The following is a 23445-nucleotide window of genomic DNA, read 5'->3' as shown; positions in this document are numbered from 1 at the left end:
GTCAGGCGTGCTTTGAAGGCTATGTGCGTGCCGCGCGTGAGCCGAATGGGCAATAAAAAAGCGCCCGAAGGCGCTTTTTCGCTACGGCGCAGCTTAGCGTTTCAGCGATGCTGAAAGGTGTGGCTGAATAGCGGTTAACACGGCTTTGAAGCACTTGGTGTTGCCGGCAACGATCTGGCCTTTAGCCAGGAAGTCATGACCGCCGGTGAAGTCGCTGACCAGGCCGCCTGCTTCTTGAATCAACAGGGCGCCTGCAGCCATGTCCCACTCGGACAGGCCGAATTCCCAGAACGCATCAAAACGGCCTGCTGCTACATAGGCCAGGTCGAGACTGGCGGCGCCAGCACGGCGCACACCGGCAGTTTGGCCGACCAGGCTGCGGAACATGCCCAGGTAGTTCTCAAGGTTGTCCATTTGGCTTTCGCGGAACGGGAAACCGGTGCCGAGAAGGGCGCCGTCGAGGCTCTTGCGGGTGCTGACGCGCAGGCGGCGACCATTGAGAGCGGCGCCGCGGCCACGGCTTGCGGTGAATTCTTCCTGGCGAACCGGGTCGATGATCACTGCGTGCTCAAGGCGGCCGCGGTATTTGCAGGCAAGGCTGACTGCGAAGTGCGGTACGCCACGAATGAAGTTGGTGGTGCCATCAAGTGGGTCAATAATCCACAAGTAATCAGCGCCTTCGCCCGTGCCTTCGGTAAGGCCGCTTTCTTCGCCGTAAAAGCCGTGCGTCGGGTAGGCTTTGCGCAGTGCCTGAATGATCAACTGCTCGGCAGAGCGATCAATTTCGGTCACGTAATCGTTGGCATCTTTCTCGTCTACCGAGATGACATCCAGGCGTTCGATTGAGCGGAAGATCATTTCACCGGCGCTACGGGCTGCGCGCAGCGCGATATTCAGCATAGGCTGCATGGATGGGTCACCTGGGTCGTTAAAGAAAGCCGAACATTCTATCAGAAAAGTTACATATATGAAGTGCCGCTTAGCCTTGCGTGGCGTAATCAGAGTGGGTTCTGTAAGATTTGCACCTTTCTGCATTCTGTGTGAGCGCTTTCGTTGCTGCAAAATATTCGAGTTGTCTTAGTCAACACCAGTCATCCCGGTAATATCGGTGGCGCGGCGCGGGCGATGAAAAACATGGGATTGAGCCGTTTGGTACTGGTCGATCCAATTGATTTCCCGAGTCATGAGGCGGATGCGCGAGCATCTGGCGCAAGCGATATTCTCGAGGCGGCGCAAGTTGTAGGTACTCTTGAGGAGGCGCTGGTTGGCTGTAATCTGGTGCTCGGCACCAGTGCCCGTGACAGGCGCATCCCGTGGCCTTTGCTGGATCCGCGTGAGTGTGGGGTTACGGCTTGTGAGCAGGCGCTAGAAGGTGCTGATGTGGCGCTGGTCTTTGGTCGTGAGTATGCCGGCCTGACTAATGAAGAGCTGCAGCGCTGTCAGTTCCATGTGCATATCCCGTCTGATCCTGAGTTCAGCTCGCTGAACCTGGCTGCAGCGGTACAGGTTCTGGCCTATGAAGTGCGTATGGCGTGGCTGGCTGCGCAAAATCAGCCTACCAAGGTGGCCAAGCTCGAAACCACTGCAATGCTCAATACCCAGTTGGTGACGGCAGATGAGTTGGAGTCGTTTTACACGCACCTGCAGCAGGCGCTGGAGGAAATCGGGTTTCTTGATCCGCAGAACCCGCGTCATCTTATGAGTCGGTTGCGGCGCTTATATGGGCGCAATAACATCAGTCGAGCCGAGATGAATATTTTGCGCGGGATTTTGACCGAAACGCTCAAGGCTGCGCGCGGTGAACACCATAAACAGGGGAAGTCAGATGTTTGAGCTAATCCGTGAAGATATTCGAAGTGTATTTCATCGCGACCCGGCTGCGCGTAATACCTTTGAGGTGGTCACTTGCTACCCCGGCCTGCATGCTGTTTGGTTGCATCGCGTGTCGCATGCTTTGTGGGTCAATGGTTGGAAATGGCTGGCGCGGGTGGTTTCGAACTTTGGTCGCTGGATGACCGGGATTGAAATTCATCCTGGGGCCAAAATCGGTCGTCGCTTCTTCATTGATCATGGTATGGGTATTGTCATTGGAGAGACGGCTGAGATCGGCAACGATGTCACTCTTTATCAGGGTGTGACGCTGGGTGGTACTAGCTGGAATAAAGGCAAGCGCCATCCAACGCTCGAGGACGGTGTGGTTGTCGGTGCGGGTGCCAAGGTCCTGGGGCCGTTTACGGTCGGCGCCGGTGCCAAGATTGGCTCCAATGCGGTGGTCACCAAGGAAGTGCCTGCGGGCGCGACTGCTGTCGGGATTCCCGGTCGTATCATTGTCAAAGACGATAGCGATCAAGAAGCCAAGCGCAAAGCGATGGCTGAAAAGCTGGGTTTCGATGCCTATGGCGTAAGTCAGGATATGCCTGACCCTGTTTCGCGTGCGATTGGCCAGTTGCTAGATCACTTGCAGGCTGTGGATGTGCGTCTTGAGGGGATGTGCGAGGCGCTTACCTCGCTGGGTAGCGACTACTGCGCGAAGGATCTGCCTGCCTTGCGCGATGAAGATTTCATCGGTGTCTGCAAAGAGCAAGACGACAAGCCCGCCGCCTGATGCGCGAGCATAGCGAGTTTGCTATGCTTTGCGCCCCTCGCAAATGCTAATCCCGAGTAATTTAATAGGTCTTATAGTTGACTTAAATACTCGGGAATTGCATAATTTGCAGCATATTGTAATCCCCGGTACCTCTTAGATGAGACTGACAACCAAAGGTCGATACGCCGTCACCGCCATGCTCGATTTGGCGTTGCATGCGCAGAATGGCCCCGTGTCCCTTGCTGATATTTCCGAGCGTCAGGGAATTTCCCTTTCCTACTTGGAGCAGCTGTTCGCCAAATTGCGCCGTGGAAGCCTGGTTTCCAGTGTTCGTGGCCCTGGCGGCGGTTACCAGTTGGCACGCGACATGAAGGGTATTCAGGTCGCAGAAGTGATTGATGCAGTCAATGAGTCCGTTGATGCAACGCGCTGCCAAGGGCAGGGCGATTGTCATGCGGGCGATACCTGCCTGACTCATCACCTGTGGTGTGACCTGAGCCAGCAGATCCACGAGTTTCTGAGCGGTATCAGTTTGGCTGATCTAGTTACTCGTCGAGAGGTTCAAGAAGTTGCTCATCGCCAGGACCAGCGTCGCTGCAACGGCAGGACGTCGCAACTCGATAAAATAGAAGCATCCGCCGTCGACTGAATCCAGCCTGCAAAGCCTGATTCCTGATAGGAGAGAATCAATGAAATTGCCTATTTACCTCGATTATTCGGCGACTACGCCGGTTGATCCGCGTGTTGCGCAAAAAATGGTTGAGTGCCTGACCGCTGAAGGTAACTTCGGTAATCCAGCGTCGCGCTCCCACTTCTTTGGTTGGAAAGCTGAAGAAGCGGTTGAGAATGCGCGTCGCCAGGTTGCTGAGCTGGTCGGTGCTGATCCGCGTGAAATTGTCTGGACTTCCGGTGCGACCGAATCCGACAACCTGGCCATCAAGGGTGTTGCTGACTTCTACAAGAGCAAGGGTAAGCACCTTGTGACCTCGAAGATCGAGCACAAAGCGGTGCTCGACACCATGCGTCAACTTGAGCGTGAAGGTTTCGAAGTGACCTACATCGAGCCGGGTGAAGATGGCTTGATCACTCCAGCCATGGTTGAAGCGGCATTGCGTGAAGACACCATTCTGGTGTCGATCATGCACGTCAATAACGAGATTGGTACGGTCAACGACATTGCCGCTATCGGTGAGCTGACCCGTTCGCGTGGGGTTATCTTCCACGTTGATGCGGCGCAATCGACTGGCAAGGTTGAAATCAACCTGGAGAGCCTCAAGGTTGATCTTATGTCGTTCTCTGCGCACAAGACCTACGGTCCTAAAGGCGTGGGTGCCCTGTATGTACGCCGCAAGCCGCGTATCCGTCTGGAAGCACAGACTCACGGCGGCGGTCACGAACGCGGCATGCGCTCGGGGACCTTGGCAACTCACCAGTGTGTCGGCATGGGCGAAGCCTTCCGTATCGCCAAGGAAGAAATGGCTGCTGAAAACCAGCGCTTGCTGGCCCTGCGTGATCGCTTCTACTCACACCTTGAGGATATGGAAGAGCTGTACATCAACGGCAGCATGATTGCCCGCGTACCGCACAACCTTAACCTGAGCTTCAACTACGTTGAAGGCGAGTCGCTGATCATGGCGCTCAAGGATCTGGCTGTTTCGTCGGGCTCGGCATGTACTTCGGCATCGCTTGAACCGTCATACGTTCTGCGCGCCCTGGGTCGCAACGACGAATTGGCACACAGCTCTATTCGTTTCACCTTCGGGCGTTTCAGCACTGAAGAAGAGATTGATTACGCAGCAGCAAAAGTTCGCGACGCAGTTACCAAGCTGCGTGAGCTTTCGCCACTGTGGGATATGTTCAAAGAAGGTGTCGATCTGTCCCAGGTTGAATGGGCGGCACACTAAAGCTGCCGATGAGCGGCGCCTGATGATTGAGGATTAAGAGCATGGCTTACAGCGAAAAGGTCATTGACCACTACGAAAACCCGCGCAACGTCGGCAAGATGGATGCGCAGGACCCTGATGTTGGCACCGGCATGGTCGGTGCTCCAGCGTGCGGCGACGTAATGCGCTTGCAGATCAAGGTCAACGGCGAAGGCGTAATTGAAGACGCCAAGTTCAAGACCTACGGTTGCGGTTCGGCTATCGCTTCCAGCTCCCTGGCCACTGAGTGGATGAAGGGTAAGACGCTGGACGAGGCTGAAACCATCAAGAACACTCAGCTCGCGGAAGAGCTGGCGTTGCCGCCGGTTAAAATTCACTGCTCAGTGCTCGCCGAGGACGCCATCAAGGCTGCCGTGCGCGACTATAAGCAGAAGAAAGGTTTGCTCTAAGGAGGTTTGTCGATGGCTATCAGCATGACCGAAGCCGCCGCCCGGCACGTACAGCGCTCCCTTGATGGGCGCGGAAAAGGTGAGGGCATTCGTTTGGCTGTTCGCACGACCGGCTGCTCAGGGTTGGCTTATGTGCTGGAGTTTGTCGATGAAACTGCTAGCGAAGACCAGGTCTTTGAGAGTCATGGGGTCAAGGTGATTATTGATCCTAAAAGCTTGGTTTACCTCGACGGCACCGAACTGGATTTCGTCAAGGAAGGTCTCAACGAAGGCTTCAAGTTTAATAACCCTAACGTGCGCGGTGAATGTGGCTGCGGCGAAAGCTTCAATATTTGAGGCTATTGTGGGTACTCCTTGTCACTTCGCTTTATTTGACCTGCAGCCGAGCTTTCGGCTGGACCTTGATCAGTTGGCTGCGCGTTATCGCGAGTTGGCCAGAGCGGTTCATCCGGATCGCTTTGCTGACGCCGATGCGCGTGAGCAGCGCGTTGCGCTGGAGAAGTCTGCGAGCCTTAATGAAGCGTACCAAACGCTGAAAAATGCTCCGCAGCGTGCCCGTTACTTGCTGGCGCTGAGTGGCCCCGAGCTACCGCTTGAAGTAACAGTGCATGATCCAGACTTCCTGATGCAGCAAATCCAGTTGCGTGAAGAGCTTGAAGACCTGCAAGACGCCGCGGATATTGACGGTGTATTGCAGTTCAAGCGCCAGCTGAAAGTTGCCTCTGATGAGCTGAACGAAAGCTTTGCGGTTTGTTGGGATGATCCTGCCCGTCGTGATGAGGCCGAGCGCCTCATGCGTCGCATGCAGTTTCTCGACAAGCTTTCCCACGAGGTTCGCCAGTTGGAAGAGCGCCTCGACGATTAACGCTCGCGCGCCTCAACGGGTGCGCTTGATATTCACAAAAGCACATATAAACCATGGCCTTACTGCAGATCGCTGAGCCCGGACAGAGCCCCCAGCCACACCAGCGTCGGCTGGCAGTCGGGATCGACCTGGGCACCACCAATTCGCTAGTCGCTGCAGTTCGCAGCGGAATTTCCGAGCCATTGGCTGATGCTGAAGGCGAAGTCATCCTGCCTTCCGCTGTGCGCTATCACGCCGATCGAGTGGAAGTGGGCGAGGCTGCCAAGGGTGCAGCCTCTGGCGACCCGTTCAACACCATCGTTTCGGTTAAACGCCTGATGGGGCGCGGCCTGGCTGACGTCAAGCAGCTCGGTGACCAACTGCCTTATCGTTTTGTTGGCGGTGAGTCGCAAATGCCTTCAATCGACACGGTGCAGGGTGCCAAGAGCCCGGTTGAAGTTTCCGCCGAGATTCTCAAGGTGCTGCGCCAACGTGCTGAGTTGACCCTTGGTGGTGAGCTGGTGGGGGCGGTTATTACCGTGCCTGCGTATTTTGACGAAGCACAGCGCCAGGCCACCAAGGATGCGGCACGCATTGCCGGCTTGAATGTCTTGCGCTTGCTCAATGAGCCGACTGCGGCTGCCGTTGCCTATGGCCTGGATCAGCAGGCCGAAGGTGTCGTGGCTATTTATGACTTGGGTGGTGGCACCTTTGATATTTCGATCCTGCGCCTGACCAGCGGTGTATTTGAAGTCATGGCAACCGGTGGCGACAGCGCCCTGGGCGGTGATGACTTTGATCACGCGATCGCCAACTGGATTATCGAGCAGGCGGGCATCTCGGCAGATATCGATCCGAGCGCCCAGCGCAGCTTGCTGGAAACAGCCTGTGCCGCCAAGGAGGCATTGACCAGCACTGATTCGGTCGAGGTGGTCTACCAGCAGTGGCGCGCAGAACTGAGTCGCGAGCAGTTTGAATCACTGATCGAACCGATGGTTGCTCGCAGCCTAAAAGCCTGCCGCCGCGCGGTGCGTGATTCGGGCGTCGAGCTGGACGAAGTTGGCGCTGTGGTGATGGTTGGCGGTTCTACGCGAGTGCCGCGTGTGCGTCAGGCCGTTGCTGAGATGTTTGCCCGTCAGCCTCTGACCGATATCGATCCTGATCAAGTGGTTGCCATTGGCGCGGCGATTCAGGCTGATACCTTGGCTGGTAATAAGCGCGGCGATGGTGAGGAGCTGTTGCTGCTCGATGTCATCCCCTTGTCCCTGGGGCTTGAGACCATGGGCGGCTTGATGGAGAAGGTCATTCCGCGCAACACCACCATACCGGTTGCCCGCGCCCAGGACTTCACCACCTATAAAGATGGCCAGACCGCCATGATGGTGCATGTGCTTCAGGGTGAGCGCGAATTGATCAGTGATTGTCGCTCCCTGGCGCGTTTCGAATTACGCGGTATCCCGCCAATGGTGGCGGGTGCGGCGAAGATTCGGGTGACATTCCAGGTTGATGCCGATGGCCTGCTAAGCGTGGCTGCGCGTGAGCTGGGATCAGGCGTCGAGGCCAGTATTCAGGTTAAGCCGTCTTACGGGCTGACTGATGATCAGGTAGCAAAAATGCTGCAAGACTCATTCAGCAATGCCGGGGACGACAAGCAAGCGCGCGTGCTGCGTGAGCAGCAGGTTGATGCCCAGCGCTTGCTCGAAGCAGTTGAAGCGGCGCTGGAGGCTGATGGCGAGCGCTTGCTGGACCGCGACGAGCGGTTGGCAATTGATGCCCAGGTTGAGCTGTTGCGCGAGCTGATGAATGGTTCCGATGGCTTGGCGCTTGAGCAGCAGACCAAGCGATTGACCCAAGTAACCGATGCGTTTGCAGCGCGTCGCCTGGATTCAACGGTCAAAGCCGCATTGGCTGGCCGTAGTCTTAATGAGATCGAGGAATAAGCATGACTCAGTTGATTTTCCTGCCGCATGCCGAGCATTGTCCAGAGGGTGCGGTTTTCGAGGCTCAGCCTGGTGAGACTGTGTTGAATGCTGCGCTGCGCAATGGCATCCATATCGAGCACGCCTGCGAGAAGTCTTGCGCGTGCACGACATGCCACGTTGTGGTCCGTGAAGGTTTTGACTCCCTCGAGCCTTCCGACGAACTGGAAGATGACATGCTCGACAAAGCCTGGGGCTTGGAGCCTAATTCGCGCCTGTCTTGCCAAGTGGTGGTGGGTGAGGACGATATGGTTATCGAAATCCCGAAATACACCATTAATCAGGTTTCTGAAGGCCACTAAGGAGCATCACCATGAGTATCAAATGGTCCGATGTACTGGAAATTGCCATTCAGTTGTCAGAACGCAAGCCGGATGTTGATCCGCGTTACGTGAACTTCGTCGATTTGCACCGTTGGGTGATCGAACTGCCGGAATTTTCCGATGACAGTCAGCGTGGCGGCGAGAAGGTTCTTGAAGCTATTCAGGCGGCCTGGATCGAAGAAGTGGACTGATTTTTGACCCAAGGCAGTGCGCCGTCAGGCGCGAGCCCTACGCATTTACCCAGAACCCGCGTATAATTCGCGGGTTTAATTTTTCGCTTTAATCCCTGTTTTTGGAGTTTCACATGGCTGTTGAACGTACTTTCTCTATCATCAAACCAGACGCAGTTGCTAAAAACGTCATCGGTGAGATCGTTACTCGCTTCGAAAAAGCGGGTCTGCGCGTTGTTGCATCGAAAATGGTTCAGTTGTCCGAGCGCGAAGCGAGCGGTTTCTACGCTGAGCACAGCGAGCGTGGCTTCTTCAAGGATCTGGTTGCATTCATGACTTCCGGTCCGGTTGTTGTTCAGGTTCTGGAAGGCGAAGGCGCCATCCTGAAAAACCGCGAACTGATGGGCGCTACCAACCCTAAAGAAGCTGCTGCTGGCACTATCCGTGCTGACTTCGCTGTTTCCATCGACGAAAACGCTGTACACGGTTCGGATTCCGAAGCCTCGGCTGCTCGCGAAATCGCTTACTTCTTCGCCTCAACAGAGGTGTGCGCTCGCATTCGCTAAGCGAATCGGGTGAAGGTGAAACCATGACTATTGCGACCGGTAAAATCAATCTTCTGGGCCTGACCCAGCAGGAAATGGAACAATTCTTCGACAGTATCGGGGAGAAGCGTTTCCGTGCCGGTCAGATAATGAAGTGGATTCACCACTTTGGCATCGATGATTTCGACGCCATGAGTAACGTCAGCAAGGTCTTGCGCGAAAAGCTCAAGGCCTGTGCTGAAATTCGCGGGCCAGAAGTGGTCAGCGAAGATATTTCCACCGACGGCACCCGTAAGTGGGTGGTGCGAGTGGCATCGGGTAGCTGCGTTGAAACCGTGTATATCCCACAAGGTGCTCGCGGCACGCTGTGTGTGTCCTCGCAAGCAGGTTGTGCGCTCGATTGCAGCTTCTGCTCGACCGGTAAACAAGGCTTCAACAGCGATCTGACCGCTGCCGAGATTATCGGCCAGGTATGGATTGCAAATAAATCATTCGGCACTCAGCCAGCGAAAATCGATCGCGCCGTCACCAACGTGGTGATGATGGGCATGGGTGAGCCGTTACTGAATTTCGACAATGTCGTCGCTTCGATGAAGATCATGATGGACGACCTTGGTTATGGCATTTCCAAGCGCAAGGTAACCTTGTCTACCTCGGGCGTGGTGCCAATGATCGACAAACTGGCCGAAGTGATAGACGTATCGCTGGCGCTGTCGCTGCACGCGCCTAATGATGCGTTGCGCAACCAGTTGGTCCCGATCAACAAGAAGTACCCTCTGGAAATGCTCCTCGCCGCCTGTAAGCGTTATGTTTCGCGTTTGGGCGAGAAGCGTGTGCTGACGATCGAATACACATTGCTTAAAGATGTGAACGATAAGATTGAGCACGCTGAGGAAATGATCGCACTTCTCAAAGATGTACCTTGCAAGATCAACCTGATCCCGTTTAATCCCTTCCCTTTCTCGGGATATGAACGGCCGAGCAACAATGCGATACGTCGTTTCCAAGACCTGCTGCACAAAGCAGGGCACAATGTAACTGTGCGTACAACGCGCGGTGAGGACATTGATGCCGCTTGTGGCCAGTTGGTAGGACAAGTGATGGATCGTACACGCCGCAGCGAGCGTTATATCGCCGTGCGTGAGTTGAGTAGCGAGGCAGAGTCGCCACGTTCCACCGCAAACAGTAACTAGAAGAGAGGAAATCCATGACCCTGCGCCCCGCGCTGTTCTTATTGCTTGCCAGCCTGCTTGCTGGCTGTGTTACAACGGGTGATGTCGACCCAATGAGAACCGAGAAGGGTCGTGAAGAGGCGCGCGACGCCTATATTCAGCTGGGCTTGGGTTACATTCAGCAAGGTGCTAGTGAGCGCGCCAAGGTCCCACTGAAGAAAGCGCTCGAAATTGACTCATCCAGTGCTGATGCCCATGCCGCGCTGGCCTTGGTATTCCAGCTCGAAATGGAACCTACGCTGGCGGATGAGCACTATAAAAAAGCCATTGCGCAGCGTCCTGATGATGCCCGGTTACTCAATAACTACGGCAGCTTTCTTTTCGAGCAGAAGCGTTATGACGAAGCAATGGATCGCTATAAGCAGGCCGCGCAAGATAACCTGTACCAAGAGCGCTCGAGGGTGTTTGAAAACCTGGGCGTTACGGCTTTGGCCTTGAACAAGCCGGATGAGGCTAAAAAGTATTTTCAACGGACCTTGCGTTTGAACAGCCGTCAGCCGCGCGCGTTGTTGGCAATGGCTGAGATATCCTACAAAGAGCTGGATTATGTAGCGGCGCGCGGTTACTACGATAGTTTTAGCCTTATTAGTGAGCAAAACGCGGCAAGCCTATTGTTAGGTGCCCGTCTTGCCAAAATATTTGAAGACCGTGACAAGTCAGCAAGCCTCGGTCTGCAACTTAAACGCTTGTATCCCGGCACTGCGGAATACAAGCAATACCTGTCGGAGCAATGATGAAATCGGCGCCACCTGAAGCTGTAGCAGCAAATCGCGTCAATCCCGGTGAAACTCTGCGCATCGCGCGAGAGGCCAAAGGCTGGTCGATTGCTGAGGTTGCAGCGCAGCTCAACCTCACGCCTGAGCGCCTCGTTCAGATTGAAACGGGTGCGTTCGATAAATTGCCAGGCACTACCTTCGCCCGTGGTTATCTGCGCACCTACGCAAAATTGCTGGGTGTTGATCAGGCTGAAATCGTCAAAGAGTTTGACCACTTCACCGGCAGCAGCGTAGCGGCTAACAGCGTGCAGAGTCTGGGGCGTATTGAAGAGCCGACCAATTACTCGCAAAAAATTCTGCGTTTCGTCAGCTTTGCCATATTGGTTGTATTGGGTTTCGTGGGTTTTTTCTGGTGGCAAGAACAGGCCAAGCGCCAGGCTGATGATTTAGCCGTGGCTGGCATCGAGCATGTCGAGGTTGAAGGGGCCGATGGTTCAACCCAGATCCACGCCCTGGATGAGCCGGAAGACCAGGCCGTGGCCGCCGCTCAGAATGAAACCCAACTGGACCTGTCGGCTACTGACGATTCACTGAGCGACCCTCCAGAGCCGCCAAGCGATGAAATGGCAGCGCAAATGACTGGCGACGAGACAATGCCCAATGCTGCTCCTGTCGAAGGCCAGGCCGTGGCTGATAACGCGCCGACGACCGAGGCCTTGACGCCGCCGGTTGTGGAGGCGCCGGCGTCAACTGCCGCACCTCAAAGCACGCCTGCGGTTGCGGGTGAAGGCAATGTCAGCATCAATTTCACGGCCAACTGCTGGCTGCAGTTGAAAGATGCCAATGGCAAAGTGATTTACAGCGGTCTGAAGAAGCAGGGTGAGAGCCTCAACGTTAGCGGTAAAGCACCTTTGGAGCTGCGTTTGGGCTTTGCCAGTGGTGCACAGGTTACTTATAACGGTCAGGCTGTGGATGTCGCACCCTATGCGACTGGCGAAACAGCACGCCTGAAACTGGGGCTTTAAGTCATGCATGGCGAATCACCGATTCAGCGTCGTTTGTCGCGTAAAATCTGGGTGGGTTCTGTACCTGTAGGTGGCGATTCGCCGATCTCGGTACAGAGTATGACCAACACCGATACCAACGATGTTGCCGCTACTGTGGCGCAGATTCGTCGTTTGGAGGAGGCTGGTGCCGATATCGTGCGTGTTTCCGTGCCCGACATGGATGCCGCTGAGGCCTTCGGCAAGATCAAGAAGCAAGTGAGTCTGCCGCTGGTCGCAGATATCCACTTCGATTACCAAATTGCCTTGCGCGTGGCAGAGTTGGGGGTTGATTGCTTGCGCATCAATCCGGGCAATATTGGTCGCGAAGATCGAGTGCGTGCAGTGGTTGAAGCGGCGCGCCACAAAGGCATTCCGATTCGTATCGGGGTCAACGCCGGGTCGCTGGAAAAAGACCTGCAGAAGAAATACGGCGAACCGACTCCTGAAGCCTTGGTCGAGTCGGCCATGCGTCATGTCGAACATCTTGATCGACTGAATTTCCCGGACTTCAAGGTCAGCGTAAAGGCATCCGATGTGTTTATGGCGGTAGCGGCATACCGCCTGCTGGCGACCAAAATCGAGCAGCCATTGCACTTGGGTATCACCGAGGCTGGTGGCTTGCGTTCCGGTACGGTCAAGTCGGCTGTTGGCTTGGGCATGCTGCTTGCCGACGGGATTGGCGATACTATCCGCATCTCGCTGGCAGCTGACCCGGTTGAAGAAATCAAAGTTGGTTTCGATATCCTCAAGTCACTGCGCTTGCGTTCGCGCGGTATCAACTTCATCGCCTGCCCAAGCTGTTCACGGCAGAACTTTGATGTGGTCAAGACCATGAACGACCTCGAAGGCCGTCTGGATGATCTGCTGGTGCCGCTGGATGTCGCGGTAATCGGCTGTGTGGTCAATGGTCCTGGCGAGGCAAAAGAGGCGCACATCGGCTTGACCGGTGGTTCGCCAAACAACCTTATCTACATTGATGGCAAGCCTGCACAAAAACTGAATAATGAAAACCTCGTGGATAACCTAGAAAAGTTGATCCGTGAGAAAGCAGCTGAAAAGCTCGCAGCAGATGCCGCTGTTATTGTTCGCAGCTAAGAGCTTTGACGTCTAAGGAATTGAATTGAGTAAGCCCCTGCAAGCCATTCGTGGCATGAACGACATCCTGCCAGAGCAAACCCCGCTGTGGCGCTATTTTGAAGCCACGGTTGCAGGTCTGTTGGATGGCTACGGCTATCGGCAGATTCGCATGCCGATTGTTGAGTTCACCGAGCTGTTCAAGCGCTCTATTGGTGAAGTCACCGATATCGTTGAAAAAGAGATGTACACCTTCGAAGACCGCAATGGCGATTCACTGACCTTGCGTCCCGAAGGCACGGCTGCATGCGTGCGTGCTGTACTTGAGCACGGTTTGTCCGGTGGCGGTCAGACCCAGAAGCTCTGGTACATCGGCCCTATGTTTCGTCATGAGCGTCCTCAGAAAGGCCGTTACCGCCAATTCCACCAGATCGGCCTTGAGGTGTTCAACCTGCCGGGCCCGGACATCGATGCCGAGTTGATCATGCTCACCTGGCGTCTGTGGAAGCTGCTTGGCATTGGTGATGCGGTAACGCTCGAACTCAACAGCCTTGGCACCAGCGAAGCGCGTGCGGTCTACCGTGGCGAACTGGTTGAGTACCTGACTGCGCGAATTGATCAGTTGGATGAAGACAGTCGTCGCCGCCTGTCGAGCAATCCATTGCGTATCCTCGATAGCAAGTCGCCAGAGACTCAGGCTTTGCTGGTTGATGCGCCAAAGCTTGAAAACTATCTGGATGAAGAGTCGCGTGTCCATTTTACGGGCCTCAAGGCACGTCTTGATGCGGCTGGCATTCCTTATGTAATCAACCCCAAGTTGGTTCGTGGCCTGGATTACTACAGCAAAACCGTTTTCGAATGGGTCACCGATAAACTAGGTGCGCAGGGTACAGTTTGTGCCGGCGGCCGGTATGATGGGTTGGTTGAGCAAATGGGCGGTAAACCGACCACCGGTGTAGGCTTTGCCATGGGCATCGAGCGCTTGCTACTGCTGATCGAGACACTTGATAAAGTACCTGCAGAAATCGCCCGTACTGTTGATGTGTATCTCTGTGCGATTGGTGAGGCGGCTGAGTTGGCTGCCATCCCATTGGCCGAGCAATTGCGTGACCAGATTCCAGGTTTGCGCCTGCAAGTTAATGCTGGCGCTGGCAGTTTTAAGAGTCAGTTGAAGAAAGCCGACAAGAGCGGTGCGTTATACGCTCTGGTCATTGGGGAAGACGAACTGGCCCAGCAAGTGGTAGGTTGCAAGCCGCTGCGTGGTCAGGGTGAACAAAACAGCATTGCCTGGGATGTTCTTGCTGAGCATCTGGCAACCAGCCTCAAACAGGCTTAAGCGAATTAGCGAATAAGGAGTATTGGGGTGGTTTCGCGTAACGACGAAGAAGAATTAGCGGTAATCAAGGAATGGTGGCAGCAAAACGGCAAGCCGCTGATGGCGGGTTGCGCGCTGGCGCTGATTGCAGTCTTGGGCTGGCAGGGGTGGCAGAAGTACCAGGCCAACCAGTCACAAGGCGCATCAATGATTTACCAGCAATTGCTGGAAACCGCTCTTGATCCAAGTGGCAAGCCGGATGCCGGTAAAGTCGCTGAACTGGCTGGCAAGCTGAACAGCGAGTACGGCGGCACCTATTACGCGCAGTATGGCGATTTGTTCGTGGCCAAGGTTGCAGTTGAAGCCGGTGAATTGAACGATGCCGCCAGTGCTCTACAAGGTATAGTCGATAAGCCAGCCGATGAAACGCTGGAAGAGCTGGCCCGTCAGCGCTTGGCGCGCGTGCTGGCCGCGCAAGACAAAACCGAAGAAGCCTTGAAACTGCTTGATGGCGATGCTGATAAAGCCTATCTGGCGAGCCGCGAAGAACTCAAAGGTGACCTGCTGGTTAAGCTGGGTCGCACTGATGATGCGCACGCCGCCTACGAGAAAGCCAAGTCTGCTCTGTCAGAAGATGCTGCGGTTGGTGGCTTGCAAATCAAGCTGGACGACCTCGCGAAAGGGGATGCGTGACGTGATGCGTTGGAAGAATGTAGCACTACTGAGCCTGGCCTTGTTGGTCGTGGGCTGCAGTAGCACTAGCAAGAAGGAACTGCCGCCAGCGGAACTGCCTGACTTCACAGCTGAAGTTGAGCTTGATGAGCAGTGGGACCGTTCGATTGGCGATGGCCAAGGCGAAACGTTCAACATGCTTGAGCCGGCGATCGAAGGCGAAAAAATCTTTGCCGCTGACGTCGAAGGCGTTGTCATGGCGCTGGATCGCATGACCGGCGACGTGATCTGGGAAGACGATCTAGAGCTTCCTGTTTCTGGCGCGGTAGGCGCTGGCTACGGCATGGTGTTGCTGGGGACTCTCAAGGGCGAAATTATTGCTCTGGATTCCTCCACCGGTGAAGAAAAGTGGCGCGCTCGGGTCAACAGTGAAGTGCTCTCTGCCCCTGCGACCAATGGCGATATCGTCTTGGTGCAAACCCAGGACGATCGACTGGTCGCCTTTGATGCGGACACTGGTAATCAGCGCTGGAGCTTTGACAACACCCCAGCGGTGCTGACATTGCGCGGCACCAGTGCACCGGTGCTAACCAACAATCTGGCCATTGCTGCTTTGTCCAGCGGTAAGGTCATTGCATTGGATGCGCAGCGCGGCATACCGGTCTGGGAACAGCGTGTTGCCGTGCCACAAGGCCGTTCCGAACTGGATCGCGTGGTTGATATCGACGGTGGCCTGCTGCTTTCCGGTGGCAAGCTCTATGTAGTCAGCTACCAGGGGCGGGTTGCCGCGTTGGACCTGGAGTCGGGCCGTGTGCTTTGGCAGCGTGAAGCGTCCAGCTATGTAGGCGTGGCACAGGGTTTCGGTACCGTCTATGTCTGCTTGGCCAATGGCACTGTTGAAGGTGTGGATGAGCGTTCAGCATCGGCTCTGTGGAGCAATGATGCATTGGCTCGTCGCCAATTGTCAGCGCCTGAAGTGTTCTCCAGCTATGTCGTATTTGGCGATTTTGAAGGCTACCTGCACTTGATCAGTCAGGTGGATGGACGCTTTGTCGGTCGTGAGCACGTTGACAGTGATGGCATACGCGCACGTCCGCTGGTGGATGGCGACTGGCTGTACGTATTTGGTAACAGCGGCAAGTTGGTTGCTTACACCATTAAATAGCTGGCAACTGACGGGCTTGTCTATGCTGCATCTGTAGCATCCAGGCCCAGCTTTGAATTCCGGCCGCTGCTCATGCAGCGGCCTTTGTATTTTCTGAAATAACGAAGTGGAGAGCCTAATGGTTCCCGTAATTGCCCTGGTGGGCCGACCAAACGTCGGTAAGTCCACTCTATTTAACCGCTTGACCAGGACCCGCGATGCTATCGTCGGTGACCTGTCGGGTTTGACCCGTGATCGCCAGTATGGCGAGGCCAAGTGGCAGGGACGCACCTACATTGTCGTTGATACCGGTGGTATTTCCGGCGATGAAGAAGGTATTGACGCGAAGATGGCCGAGCAGTCGCTGCAGGCCATCGAAGAAGCTGATGTGGTGTTGTTCCTGGTCGATGCGCGGGCGGGCTTGTCTGCTTCGGATCAAATGATCGGCGAGCACCTGCGCAAGCGCAACAAGGACAGTCACCTGATCATCAACAAGGTCGATAACCTTGATCCTGATCTGGCGCGTGCCGAGTTTGCCGCGATGGGCATGGGCGAATCGCTGGCAATTGCCGGCGCCCATGGCCGTGGTATCTCGCAGATGCTTGAAGCCGTGCTCAGCCGCTTCCCGAAGGATGCTGGCGAGCTGGAAGAGGGTGAAGAGCCTGAAGAGGTTGCCGAAGGCGAAGAAGCCAAGCGCATCCCTGGACCGAGCGAGAAGGACGGCATCAAGCTGGCGATCATCGGCCGTCCTAACGTGGGTAAATCGACACTGGTTAACCGCATGCTCGGTGAAGACCGGGTTATCGTCTACGACCAGGCAGGCACCACGCGTGACAGTATCTACATCCCTTTTGAGCGTGATGATGAGAAGTACACCCTGATCGATACTGCGGGTGTTCGTCGTCGTGGCAAGATCTTTGAGGCTGTCGAGAAGTTCTCGGTGGTGAAGACGCTGCAGGCGATTCAAGACTCAAACGTGGTCGTATTCGTCATGGATGCGCGCGAGGGCGTGGTCGATCATGACCTGAATCTGCTCGGTTTCGTACTCGAAAGCGGTCGTGCGCTGGTGATTGCCCTGAACAAGTGGGATGGCATGGAGCCAAGCGAGCGCGATTATGTGAAGACCGAGCTGCAGCGTCGTTTGTTCTTCGTTGATTTTGCCGATATTCACTTTATCTCGGCGTTGCACGGCACTGGTGTGGGCCACTTGTACAAGTCGGTGCAGGCTTCGTTCCAGTCAGCCATTACCCGCTGGCCGACCAATCGCCTGACCCAGATCCTCGAAGATGCAGTGCGCGAACACCAGCCACCGTTGGTCAATGGCCGCCGGATCAAGTTGCGTTACGCTCACTTGGGCGGTGCCAACCCGCCGCTGATCGTGATCCACGGTAACCAGGTTGAGTCGGTGCCGCGCGCCTATTCGCGATACCTGGAAAACACCTACCGTCGCGTCTTGAAACTGGTCGGTACGCCGATCCGCATCGAATACAAAGGTGGCGAAAACCCTTATGAGGGTAATAAAAACACCCTGACCGATCGTCAAGTGAACAAGAAGCGTCGCTTAATGAGCCACCACAAGAAAGCTGAGAAAAAGCGTAAGGACAAACGCTAGGTCAGCTAATTTGTTGCTGTTGAACAAGGCGCCTGACGGGCGCCTTTTTCATGCCTGTATGATCCGTTATCCTGCGGTTATCAATCGCCCAGCCGGGCGTGTGCAGCAGGAAGGTGTGATGATCATCAGCAAGTTGCCGAATGTTGGCACCACTATATTTACCCGTATGTCCCAGCTTGCCATGGAAACGGGTGCCCTGAATCTGTCGCAGGGCTTTCCCGACTTTGATGGGCCGCTGGCACTGCGCGACGCCGTTGGTCGACATATCGCCGCAGGTCACAACCAATACACCGCCATGACCGGGTTACCTGCGCTGCGCGAGCAAGTCGCCGCCAAGATTGCCCGTTGCTATGGCCGCAGGGTCAGCGCCGAAACCGAGGTGACTATCACTCCGGGCGCTACCCAGGCGATTTTCTGCGCGATTCAGGCGTTGATTCGTCCCGGTGATGAAGTCGTTGTCTTTGATCCCAGTTATGACAGCTACGAACCCTCGGTCGAGCTTGCTGGCGGGCGTTGTATTCATGTGCCCCTGGCATTGCCGGACTTCTCGATCGACTGGCAGCGTTTTAGCGATGCCCTGAGTGATAAAACGCGTCTTATCATCCTCAACAGCCCGCATAACCCCAGCGGGGCGCTGATCAGCCGGGCAGAGCTGGATCAACTGGCCACGCTGATCCGTGGTCGCGATATCTATTTGCTCAGCGACGAGGTTTACGAGCATCTAGTCTTTGACGGTATTTCCCATACCAGTGTCTTGGCGCATGAGGAGCTTTACCAACGTGCGTTCGTGGTCAGTTCCTTTGGCAAGACGTACCACGTAACCGGTTGGAAGACGGGCTATGTGGTTGCTCCGCCTGCGTTGAGCGCTGAGCTGCGCAAGGTCCACCAATATGTCAGCTTTTGCGGCGTTACGCCGTTGCAGTGGGCGTTGGCCGATTTTATGAGTGAGCAGCCGCAGCATGTTGAAGAACTGCCAGGGTTTTATCAGGCCAAGCGTGATCTGTTCTGCGGTTTGCTCAAGGGTTCGCGTTTCAGCTTTACCCCAACGCCTGGTACATACTTTCAACTGGCGGACTATTCGGCCATTCGTGACGACCTTGATGATGTAGCCATGTCTGAATGGCTGACGCGTGAGCATGGCGTGGCAACCATCCCAGTGTCGGTCTTCTATCAGCAGGCACCCAAAGATTTACGCTTGGTCAGGTTCTGCTTTGCCAAGCGTGAAGACACCTTGCGCCAGGCCGCGGAGAAATTATGCGCGATTTAACGATGTTGCCAGACCTTAATCTTGTGCTGGTCCAGAGTGATCTGGTCTGGCAGGACCCGGCCGCTAACCGTGAGCATTTCCAACAGATGCTGGCAGCGGTCGAGGGGGCCGATCTGGTCATCCTTCCAGAGATGTTCAGCACCGGCTTTTCGATGGACTCGGCCGCGCTCGCCGAGCCAGAAGGTGGCCCAAGCAGCCAGTGGATGGTAGAGCAGGCCACACGGATGAATGCAGTGGTCACCGGCAGCCTGATCATCCAGGCGGCAGATGGCAGTTATCGCAATCGTTTGCTCTGGGCGCGTCCCGATGGCTCTGTCGCTCATTACGACAAGCGTCATCTGTTTCGCATGGCAGGTGAACACAAGTACTTTGCCGCAGGCCAACAGCAGGCCTTGTTTAACCTCAAGGGCTGGAATATTCGCCCGCTGATTTGTTACGACCTGCGGTTCCCGGTCTGGAGCCGGGATGCAAGCGATACGGATTTATTGCTCTATACCGCCAATTGGCCTGCGGCACGGCGCAATCATTGGAATCGCTTGTTGCCAGCGCGGGCGATTGAAAACCTGTGCTTCGTGGCTGCAGTCAACCGCACAGGCACTGATGGCAAGGGCCATGCCTACAGTGGTGACTCCAAGGTGATTGATTTTCAGGGCGAGGTAATGCTGGACGGCCAGGATGTAACAGGTGTGCTGCGCTTTACTCTAAAGGGTTCTGATTTGGCGGAGTATCGCCAGCGTTTTCCCGCTGACCGCGACGCTGACACATTTACCCTGAGTTGAAGGTCACACATGCCTGTTACCACGTCACCCAGCACGCTAGAACGGATACCACACTGTGCAGGGACTGACGAGGCTGCTAGCGCCAAGCTTTACTCTGTAACCGCCGTTGGCTTGGCTACGCTTCTGGGCTCGCCTTTGGCTGGCGCCTTTGTTATGCAGCATAACTTCAAGATCTTGGGGCGTGGCAAACAATCATTGAAGCTCTGGAGCCTTGCAATCAGCCTGTTGTTTGCGACTTTCAGCCTTTCCAGTTGGCGCCCTGAAATCTTTAGTGCACAGCTGCTAATTGTCCCCGAAGTGTTGGTAATGCTTGTCTACGCCAGGCTCTGTTTTGCCGATGCAGCCAGATGGCAAGCCGAAAGGCTTTATTCGAACTGGAGAGTATTGGGGATTTGTTTGCTGTTGCTGTTGGCCGTACTGCTGACGGTAATTGAAATGACGCTGTTTTTGAACTTGTTCTAATAACCTGTCGGCATAGGCCTAAATGCAACAACCCCGCCAATTGGCGGGGTTGTTGATTGCAAGGTTTGTCAGTCGAGCCGTTACGCCGCTTCTTGAGCCTGGACCAAGGCACGATTGAGCGCACTGAACAGGGCGCGGAAGCTGGCAGTGGTCAGGTTCTCGTCAATACCCGCGCCATGCAGGGCACGGCCGCCATCCATCCGCAACTCAATATAGGCAGCTGCTTTGGCGTTGGTTCCGGCGCCAATTGCATGCTCCGAATAGTCCATGATCTCTACATCGAAGGGCAGGCCCGCGACCAAGGCTTCCAGCGGACCTTTGCCGATCCCGCTCCAGTGCTTGGTTTCGTTGTTGCTGATGACTTCAACGTCTACCGCGCTGGTGCCGTTTTCTTCCTGCAAGCGATGGCCCTTGAGTGCATATGGGCTGGCTGCTTGCAGGAACTCGGTTTTGAACAGGCTGTAGATCTGCTCTGCAGTCATCTCAAGGCCGAGGCGGTCGGTTTCTTTTTGCACCACCTGGCTGAATTCGATCTGCATGCGTCGTGGCAAGCACACGCCGTATTCCTGTTCGAGCAGGAAGGTGATGCCGCCTTTGCCGGACTGGCTATTGACGCGAATAACCGCCTCGTAGCTGCGACCGATGTCGGCAGGATCGATTGGCAAGTACGGGACTTCCCAAATGGCGTCCTCTTGCTGCTGGGCCAGGCCCTTGCGGATTGCATCCTGGTGCGAGCCGGAGAATGCAGTGTGCACCAAGTCGCCAACGTAAGGGTGGCGTGGGTGAACCGGTAACTGGTTACATTCCTCGACCACCTTGCGCACGGCATCAATGTCGGAGAAATCCAGACCCGGATTGATGCCCTGGGTGTAGAGGTTCAACGCAAGGTTGACCAGATCGACGTTGCCAGTGCGTTCGCCGTTGCCAAACAAGCAGCCTTCAACGCGATCGGCGCCCGCCATCAAGCCCAGTTCGCTGGCTGCAACGCCTGTGCCCCGGTCGTTATGGGTATGCAGGCTGATCAATACGCTGTCGCGACGGCTGATATTGCGGCCAAACCATTCAATTTGGTCGGCGTAGACGTTTGGCGTCGCCACTTCGACAGTGGTCGGCAAGTTGAGAATGACCTTGTTGTCTGGGGTTGGCTGCCAGACATCAAGCACTGCATCGCAGACTTCCACGGCGAAATCCAACTCGGTCGAGGAGAAGATTTCAGGCGAATACTGGAATGTCCACTGCGTCTCTGGCTGCTCTTCGGCCAGGCGCTTGATGACCTTGGCGGCGCTGGTGGCAATATTGACCACGCCAGCCTTGTCGAGGTTGAAGACAATGCGGCGAAACGATGGCGCCGTCGCGTTGTAGACGTGAACGATGGCCTTTTTAGCGCCCTTGAGTGACTCAAAGGTACGGGTGATCAAGTCTTCACGGGCCTGGGTCAACACCTGGATAGTGGTGTCGTCCGGGATATGGCCGTCGGTGATCAAGGTGCGCACGAAGTCGAAATCAGTCTGCGAGGCAGACGGAAAGCCCACTTCAATCTGCTTCACGCCCACCTGAACCAGGGTCTTGAAGAAGCGCATCTTCTTCTCTGCATCCATCGGCTCAATCAGCGATTGGTTGCCATCGCGCAGGTCAGAACTGCACCAGATAGGCACTTCAGTGATGGTCTTTGACGGCCAGGTACGGTCAGGCAAATTGATTGGCGTAAAAGCACGGTATTTGCGTGATGGGTCTTTAAGCATGCTCATGATAAATCCTTGGAAGCGGCGACCTGATAGGTACAGGTTAAGTCAATGGGGAGCGATGGGCGAGGGCAGCAGTCTTAGCTACGCAGTCGCTGGCTTACCAGACAAAGATTGGCGTGTTGCCGCTGCAGAAACAGGGTGTGAGAAGTATTCATGGGTCTACACTACTGCGCTAGGTTAAAGCTGGCAAGCATGCTTGTAAAATTGGTGATTCTGGTCTCTGTTCGTGGTTTTTCGAGTTTTTATTGCGGGTTTTTGAGAGATATTACTTAACTATTGCTTGGTGTTGCCGTGGGTCAAGCCTTGCGCTTGACCCACGGCGCGCAACCCGTTTCAGTTGGGTTGGCCGAACAGGGATTGGTGGCGCAGTTCGCGCATGTCCGCACCACTTGGGTGTTGGTAAACCCGCAGGCCAAACTCCGGCAGGATTGCCAGCATATGGTCGAAAATATCCGATTGGATGCTTTCGTAACGGCCCCAGGAGATGGTCGTTGTGAAGCAGTAGATCTCGATCGGCAGGCCTTCGGCGGTCGGCGCAAGTTGGCGCACAAGTTGCGTCATCTGCTGATGAATATCCGGGTGATGCTTGAGGTAGTTTTCAATGTAGGCGCGCAGGGTGCCGATATTGGTCAGGCGCCGGGTATTGGCCTGAACCACTGCGTCGTCAGCGAGCTCTTTGTTCCATTGGCTGACCTCGGTATTTTTGTCGCTCAGGTACTGCTTGAGCAGTTTCATCTGTTGCAGGTGTGCCAGTTCATCGGCGCTGAGGAAGTGGATGCTCGACTGATCGAGGTAGAGGCTACGCTTGATCCGGCGCCCGCCGCATTCCTGCATGCCGCGCCAGTTCTTGAAGGGGTCGGTGATAAAGCGCCGGGTTGGAATGCTGGTGATGGTTTTATCCCAGTTCTGCACTTTGACCATGTGCAGGGCAATGTCGATGACATCGCCGTCGGCATTGAGTTGCGGCATTTCGATCCAGTCGCCCACCCGGACGATGTCATTGGATGAGATCTGGATGCTGGCGACCAGTGACAAGATGGTGTCTTGGAAAATCAACATCAATACGGCCGCCATGGCACCCAGGCCAGACAACAGAATCACCGGCGAGCGGTCGATCAGCGCTGCGATTATCAGGATCAGCGCAACCAGCGAAATGACGATTTGTACGACCTGGATGTAGCCCTTTATCGGCCGCAGATGCGCGTCGGGCCGACGGCGGTACAGGGTGTTGACTATGTCGAGTACCGCGTTGATCGCCAAGGCTACGGTCAACACGATAAAGGCGCTGCAGACGTTGGTGACAATAGTCACCAGCGATTCCGGCAGGCCTTCGATAACACGCACACCGTTGGACAGGATCAGTGCCGGGACTATGTTGGACAGGCGCTTGATGACGCCACTTTCCTTGATGTGTGCCTCGCGCCACAAACGGGTATTGCCCGCAACCAGATTAAGCCCGCGCACGAGCACGCGCTTGACCAGCCAGTTGCACACTATGGCGACCAAAACCAACGCGCCTAGCGCGATAGGGGTGTATAAATCCGGGTGCTGCTGTAGCCATTCCAGCGCATTGGCCAGCTCTTGTTGCATAACGACTCCTG

Annotated in this window: 25 protein-coding genes; 22 read left to right on the top strand and 3 right to left on the bottom strand. The window is 55.5% G+C overall.

What is annotated here, in order from left to right:
- Positions 1-93 precede the first annotated feature (93 nt).
- Positions 94-909, bottom strand: a complete 816-nt coding sequence (gene suhB, locus AACY26_RS13245) for a type III secretion system regulator SuhB (protein WP_339514744.1) — start codon at positions 907-909, stop codon at positions 94-96.
- A gap of 144 nt (positions 910-1053) precedes the next feature.
- Here suhB and trmJ point away from each other — a divergent pair, with 144 nt between their 5' ends.
- The 22 genes from trmJ to AACY26_RS13135 all read left to right on the top strand — a co-directional run bounded on the left by trmJ (position 1054) and on the right by AACY26_RS13135 (position 20099).
- Positions 1054-1833: a tRNA (cytosine(32)/uridine(32)-2'-O)-methyltransferase TrmJ gene (trmJ, locus tag AACY26_RS13240; RefSeq protein WP_339514742.1), complete on the top strand. Its 780-nt coding sequence runs from the start codon at positions 1054-1056 to the stop codon at positions 1831-1833.
- Complete coding sequence (gene cysE, locus AACY26_RS13235; RefSeq protein ID WP_339514740.1) at positions 1826-2605, top strand: serine O-acetyltransferase; 780 nt, start codon at positions 1826-1828, stop codon at positions 2603-2605. Before trmJ ends, cysE begins: the two co-directional genes overlap by 8 nt.
- A 139-nt stretch (positions 2606-2744) precedes the next feature.
- On the top strand, positions 2745-3236 hold the full coding sequence (gene iscR / locus AACY26_RS13230) for a Fe-S cluster assembly transcriptional regulator IscR (protein ID WP_339514737.1): 492 nt from the start codon (positions 2745-2747) through the stop codon (positions 3234-3236).
- A gap of 40 nt (positions 3237-3276) precedes the next feature.
- Positions 3277-4491, top strand: a complete 1215-nt coding sequence (locus AACY26_RS13225; RefSeq protein WP_339514735.1) for an IscS subfamily cysteine desulfurase — start codon at positions 3277-3279, stop codon at positions 4489-4491.
- A gap of 41 nt (positions 4492-4532) precedes the next feature.
- A complete protein-coding gene (gene iscU / locus AACY26_RS13220; RefSeq protein ID WP_010484583.1) occupies positions 4533-4919 on the top strand; it encodes a Fe-S cluster assembly scaffold IscU in 387 nt (128 codons plus the stop codon).
- A gap of 12 nt (positions 4920-4931) precedes the next feature.
- A complete protein-coding gene (gene iscA / locus AACY26_RS13215) occupies positions 4932-5255 on the top strand; it encodes an iron-sulfur cluster assembly protein IscA (RefSeq protein ID WP_069901233.1) in 324 nt (107 codons plus the stop codon).
- Positions 5256-5262: 7 nt separating this feature from the next.
- Entirely contained in the window at positions 5263-5784 is a 522-nt protein-coding gene (gene hscB / locus AACY26_RS13210) for a co-chaperone HscB (protein ID WP_339514730.1), read from the top strand.
- Between the two features lie 53 nt (positions 5785-5837).
- Positions 5838-7703 carry a Fe-S protein assembly chaperone HscA gene (gene hscA / locus AACY26_RS13205; protein ID WP_339514728.1) on the top strand — a complete coding sequence of 622 codons (1866 nt, stop codon included), beginning with the start codon at positions 5838-5840 and terminating at the stop codon, positions 7701-7703.
- A gap of 2 nt (positions 7704-7705) precedes the next feature.
- On the top strand, positions 7706-8044 hold the full coding sequence (fdx, locus tag AACY26_RS13200) for an ISC system 2Fe-2S type ferredoxin (RefSeq protein ID WP_339514726.1): 339 nt from the start codon (positions 7706-7708) through the stop codon (positions 8042-8044).
- Between the two features lie 11 nt (positions 8045-8055).
- Entirely contained in the window at positions 8056-8256 is a 201-nt protein-coding gene (gene iscX / locus AACY26_RS13195) for a Fe-S cluster assembly protein IscX (protein WP_339514723.1), read from the top strand.
- Positions 8257-8369: 113 nt separating this feature from the next.
- Positions 8370-8801 (top strand): nucleoside-diphosphate kinase, encoded by a 432-nt coding sequence (gene ndk, locus AACY26_RS13190; protein WP_010484592.1) that lies wholly within the window; start codon positions 8370-8372, stop codon positions 8799-8801.
- 23 nt (positions 8802-8824) lie between these two features.
- Positions 8825-9973, top strand: coding sequence for a 23S rRNA (adenine(2503)-C(2))-methyltransferase RlmN (rlmN, locus tag AACY26_RS13185; protein ID WP_089358622.1), 1149 nt, complete (start codon positions 8825-8827; stop codon positions 9971-9973).
- Positions 9974-9987: 14 nt separating this feature from the next.
- Positions 9988-10746: a type IV pilus biogenesis/stability protein PilW gene (gene pilW / locus AACY26_RS13180; RefSeq protein ID WP_339514717.1), complete on the top strand. Its 759-nt coding sequence runs from the start codon at positions 9988-9990 to the stop codon at positions 10744-10746.
- Complete coding sequence (locus AACY26_RS13175) at positions 10746-11753, top strand: RodZ family helix-turn-helix domain-containing protein (RefSeq protein ID WP_339514715.1); 1008 nt, start codon at positions 10746-10748, stop codon at positions 11751-11753. Before pilW ends, AACY26_RS13175 begins: the two co-directional genes overlap by 1 nt.
- Positions 11754-11756: 3 nt before the next feature.
- Entirely contained in the window at positions 11757-12869 is a 1113-nt protein-coding gene (gene ispG / locus AACY26_RS13170; RefSeq protein WP_339514713.1) for a flavodoxin-dependent (E)-4-hydroxy-3-methylbut-2-enyl-diphosphate synthase, read from the top strand.
- A gap of 25 nt (positions 12870-12894) precedes the next feature.
- Positions 12895-14184, top strand: coding sequence for a histidine--tRNA ligase (gene hisS / locus AACY26_RS13165; protein WP_339514711.1), 1290 nt, complete (start codon positions 12895-12897; stop codon positions 14182-14184).
- 27 nt (positions 14185-14211) lie between these two features.
- Entirely contained in the window at positions 14212-14856 is a 645-nt protein-coding gene (locus tag AACY26_RS13160; RefSeq protein ID WP_339514709.1) for a tetratricopeptide repeat protein, read from the top strand.
- On the top strand, positions 14849-16000 hold the full coding sequence (gene bamB / locus AACY26_RS13155) for an outer membrane protein assembly factor BamB (protein WP_339514707.1): 1152 nt from the start codon (positions 14849-14851) through the stop codon (positions 15998-16000). Before AACY26_RS13160 ends, bamB begins: the two co-directional genes overlap by 8 nt.
- Positions 16001-16118: 118 nt before the next feature.
- Positions 16119-17591: a ribosome biogenesis GTPase Der gene (gene der / locus AACY26_RS13150; RefSeq protein ID WP_010484607.1), complete on the top strand. Its 1473-nt coding sequence runs from the start codon at positions 16119-16121 to the stop codon at positions 17589-17591.
- Positions 17592-17709: 118 nt separating this feature from the next.
- On the top strand, positions 17710-18858 hold the full coding sequence (locus AACY26_RS13145) for a pyridoxal phosphate-dependent aminotransferase (protein ID WP_339515140.1): 1149 nt from the start codon (positions 17710-17712) through the stop codon (positions 18856-18858).
- Complete coding sequence (locus AACY26_RS13140; protein ID WP_339514704.1) at positions 18846-19637, top strand: amidohydrolase; 792 nt, start codon at positions 18846-18848, stop codon at positions 19635-19637. Before AACY26_RS13145 ends, AACY26_RS13140 begins: the two co-directional genes overlap by 13 nt.
- A 9-nt stretch (positions 19638-19646) precedes the next feature.
- Positions 19647-20099 carry a hypothetical protein gene (locus AACY26_RS13135; RefSeq protein ID WP_339514702.1) on the top strand — a complete coding sequence of 151 codons (453 nt, stop codon included), beginning with the start codon at positions 19647-19649 and terminating at the stop codon, positions 20097-20099.
- Between the two features lie 80 nt (positions 20100-20179).
- Here the strand turns inward: AACY26_RS13135 and leuA are convergent, their stop codons facing one another.
- On the bottom strand, positions 20180-21847 hold the full coding sequence (leuA, locus tag AACY26_RS13130; protein WP_339514700.1) for a 2-isopropylmalate synthase: 1668 nt from the start codon (positions 21845-21847) through the stop codon (positions 20180-20182).
- A gap of 330 nt (positions 21848-22177) precedes the next feature.
- A complete protein-coding gene (locus AACY26_RS13125) occupies positions 22178-23434 on the bottom strand; it encodes a mechanosensitive ion channel family protein (protein WP_339514698.1) in 1257 nt (418 codons plus the stop codon).
- Between the last annotated feature and the right edge of the window lie 11 nt (positions 23435-23445).

It is taken from the genome of Pseudomonas sp. RL_15y_Pfl2_60 (assembly GCF_963970595.1).
Taxonomy (GTDB): Bacteria; Pseudomonadota; Gammaproteobacteria; order Pseudomonadales; family Pseudomonadaceae; genus Aquipseudomonas.
Note: the sequence above shows the minus strand (reverse complement) of the source record. Positions and strands in the feature narration are given on the sequence as shown.

Excerpts from the sequence above, each read along its gene's own strand:
- bamB (WP_339514707.1), top strand. The coding sequence starts at position 14,849 with ATGCGTGACGTGATGCGTTGGAAGAATGTAGCACTACTGAGCCTGGCC.
- iscA (WP_069901233.1), top strand. The coding sequence starts at position 4,932 with ATGGCTATCAGCATGACCGAAGCCGCCGCCCGGCACGTACAGCGCTCC.
- fdx (WP_339514726.1), top strand. The coding sequence starts at position 7,706 with ATGACTCAGTTGATTTTCCTGCCGCATGCCGAGCATTGTCCAGAGGGT.
- AACY26_RS13140 (WP_339514704.1), top strand. The coding sequence starts at position 18,846 with ATGCGCGATTTAACGATGTTGCCAGACCTTAATCTTGTGCTGGTCCAG.
- AACY26_RS13175 (WP_339514715.1), top strand. The coding sequence starts at position 10,746 with ATGAAATCGGCGCCACCTGAAGCTGTAGCAGCAAATCGCGTCAATCCC.
- hscA (WP_339514728.1), top strand. The coding sequence starts at position 5,838 with ATGGCCTTACTGCAGATCGCTGAGCCCGGACAGAGCCCCCAGCCACAC.
- iscX (WP_339514723.1), top strand. The coding sequence starts at position 8,056 with ATGAGTATCAAATGGTCCGATGTACTGGAAATTGCCATTCAGTTGTCA.
- cysE (WP_339514740.1), top strand. The coding sequence starts at position 1,826 with ATGTTTGAGCTAATCCGTGAAGATATTCGAAGTGTATTTCATCGCGAC.
- AACY26_RS13145 (WP_339515140.1), top strand. The coding sequence starts at position 17,710 with ATGATCATCAGCAAGTTGCCGAATGTTGGCACCACTATATTTACCCGT.
- ndk (WP_010484592.1), top strand. The coding sequence starts at position 8,370 with ATGGCTGTTGAACGTACTTTCTCTATCATCAAACCAGACGCAGTTGCT.
- leuA (WP_339514700.1), bottom strand. The coding sequence starts at position 21,847 with ATGAGCATGCTTAAAGACCCATCACGCAAATACCGTGCTTTTACGCCA.
- iscU (WP_010484583.1), top strand. The coding sequence starts at position 4,533 with ATGGCTTACAGCGAAAAGGTCATTGACCACTACGAAAACCCGCGCAAC.
- rlmN (WP_089358622.1), top strand. The coding sequence starts at position 8,825 with ATGACTATTGCGACCGGTAAAATCAATCTTCTGGGCCTGACCCAGCAG.
- der (WP_010484607.1), top strand. The coding sequence starts at position 16,119 with ATGGTTCCCGTAATTGCCCTGGTGGGCCGACCAAACGTCGGTAAGTCC.
- AACY26_RS13135 (WP_339514702.1), top strand. The coding sequence starts at position 19,647 with ATGCCTGTTACCACGTCACCCAGCACGCTAGAACGGATACCACACTGT.
- ispG (WP_339514713.1), top strand. The coding sequence starts at position 11,757 with ATGCATGGCGAATCACCGATTCAGCGTCGTTTGTCGCGTAAAATCTGG.
- iscR (WP_339514737.1), top strand. The coding sequence starts at position 2,745 with ATGAGACTGACAACCAAAGGTCGATACGCCGTCACCGCCATGCTCGAT.
- pilW (WP_339514717.1), top strand. The coding sequence starts at position 9,988 with ATGACCCTGCGCCCCGCGCTGTTCTTATTGCTTGCCAGCCTGCTTGCT.
- AACY26_RS13125 (WP_339514698.1), bottom strand. The coding sequence starts at position 23,434 with ATGCAACAAGAGCTGGCCAATGCGCTGGAATGGCTACAGCAGCACCCG.
- AACY26_RS13225 (WP_339514735.1), top strand. The coding sequence starts at position 3,277 with ATGAAATTGCCTATTTACCTCGATTATTCGGCGACTACGCCGGTTGAT.
- suhB (WP_339514744.1), bottom strand. The coding sequence starts at position 909 with ATGCAGCCTATGCTGAATATCGCGCTGCGCGCAGCCCGTAGCGCCGGT.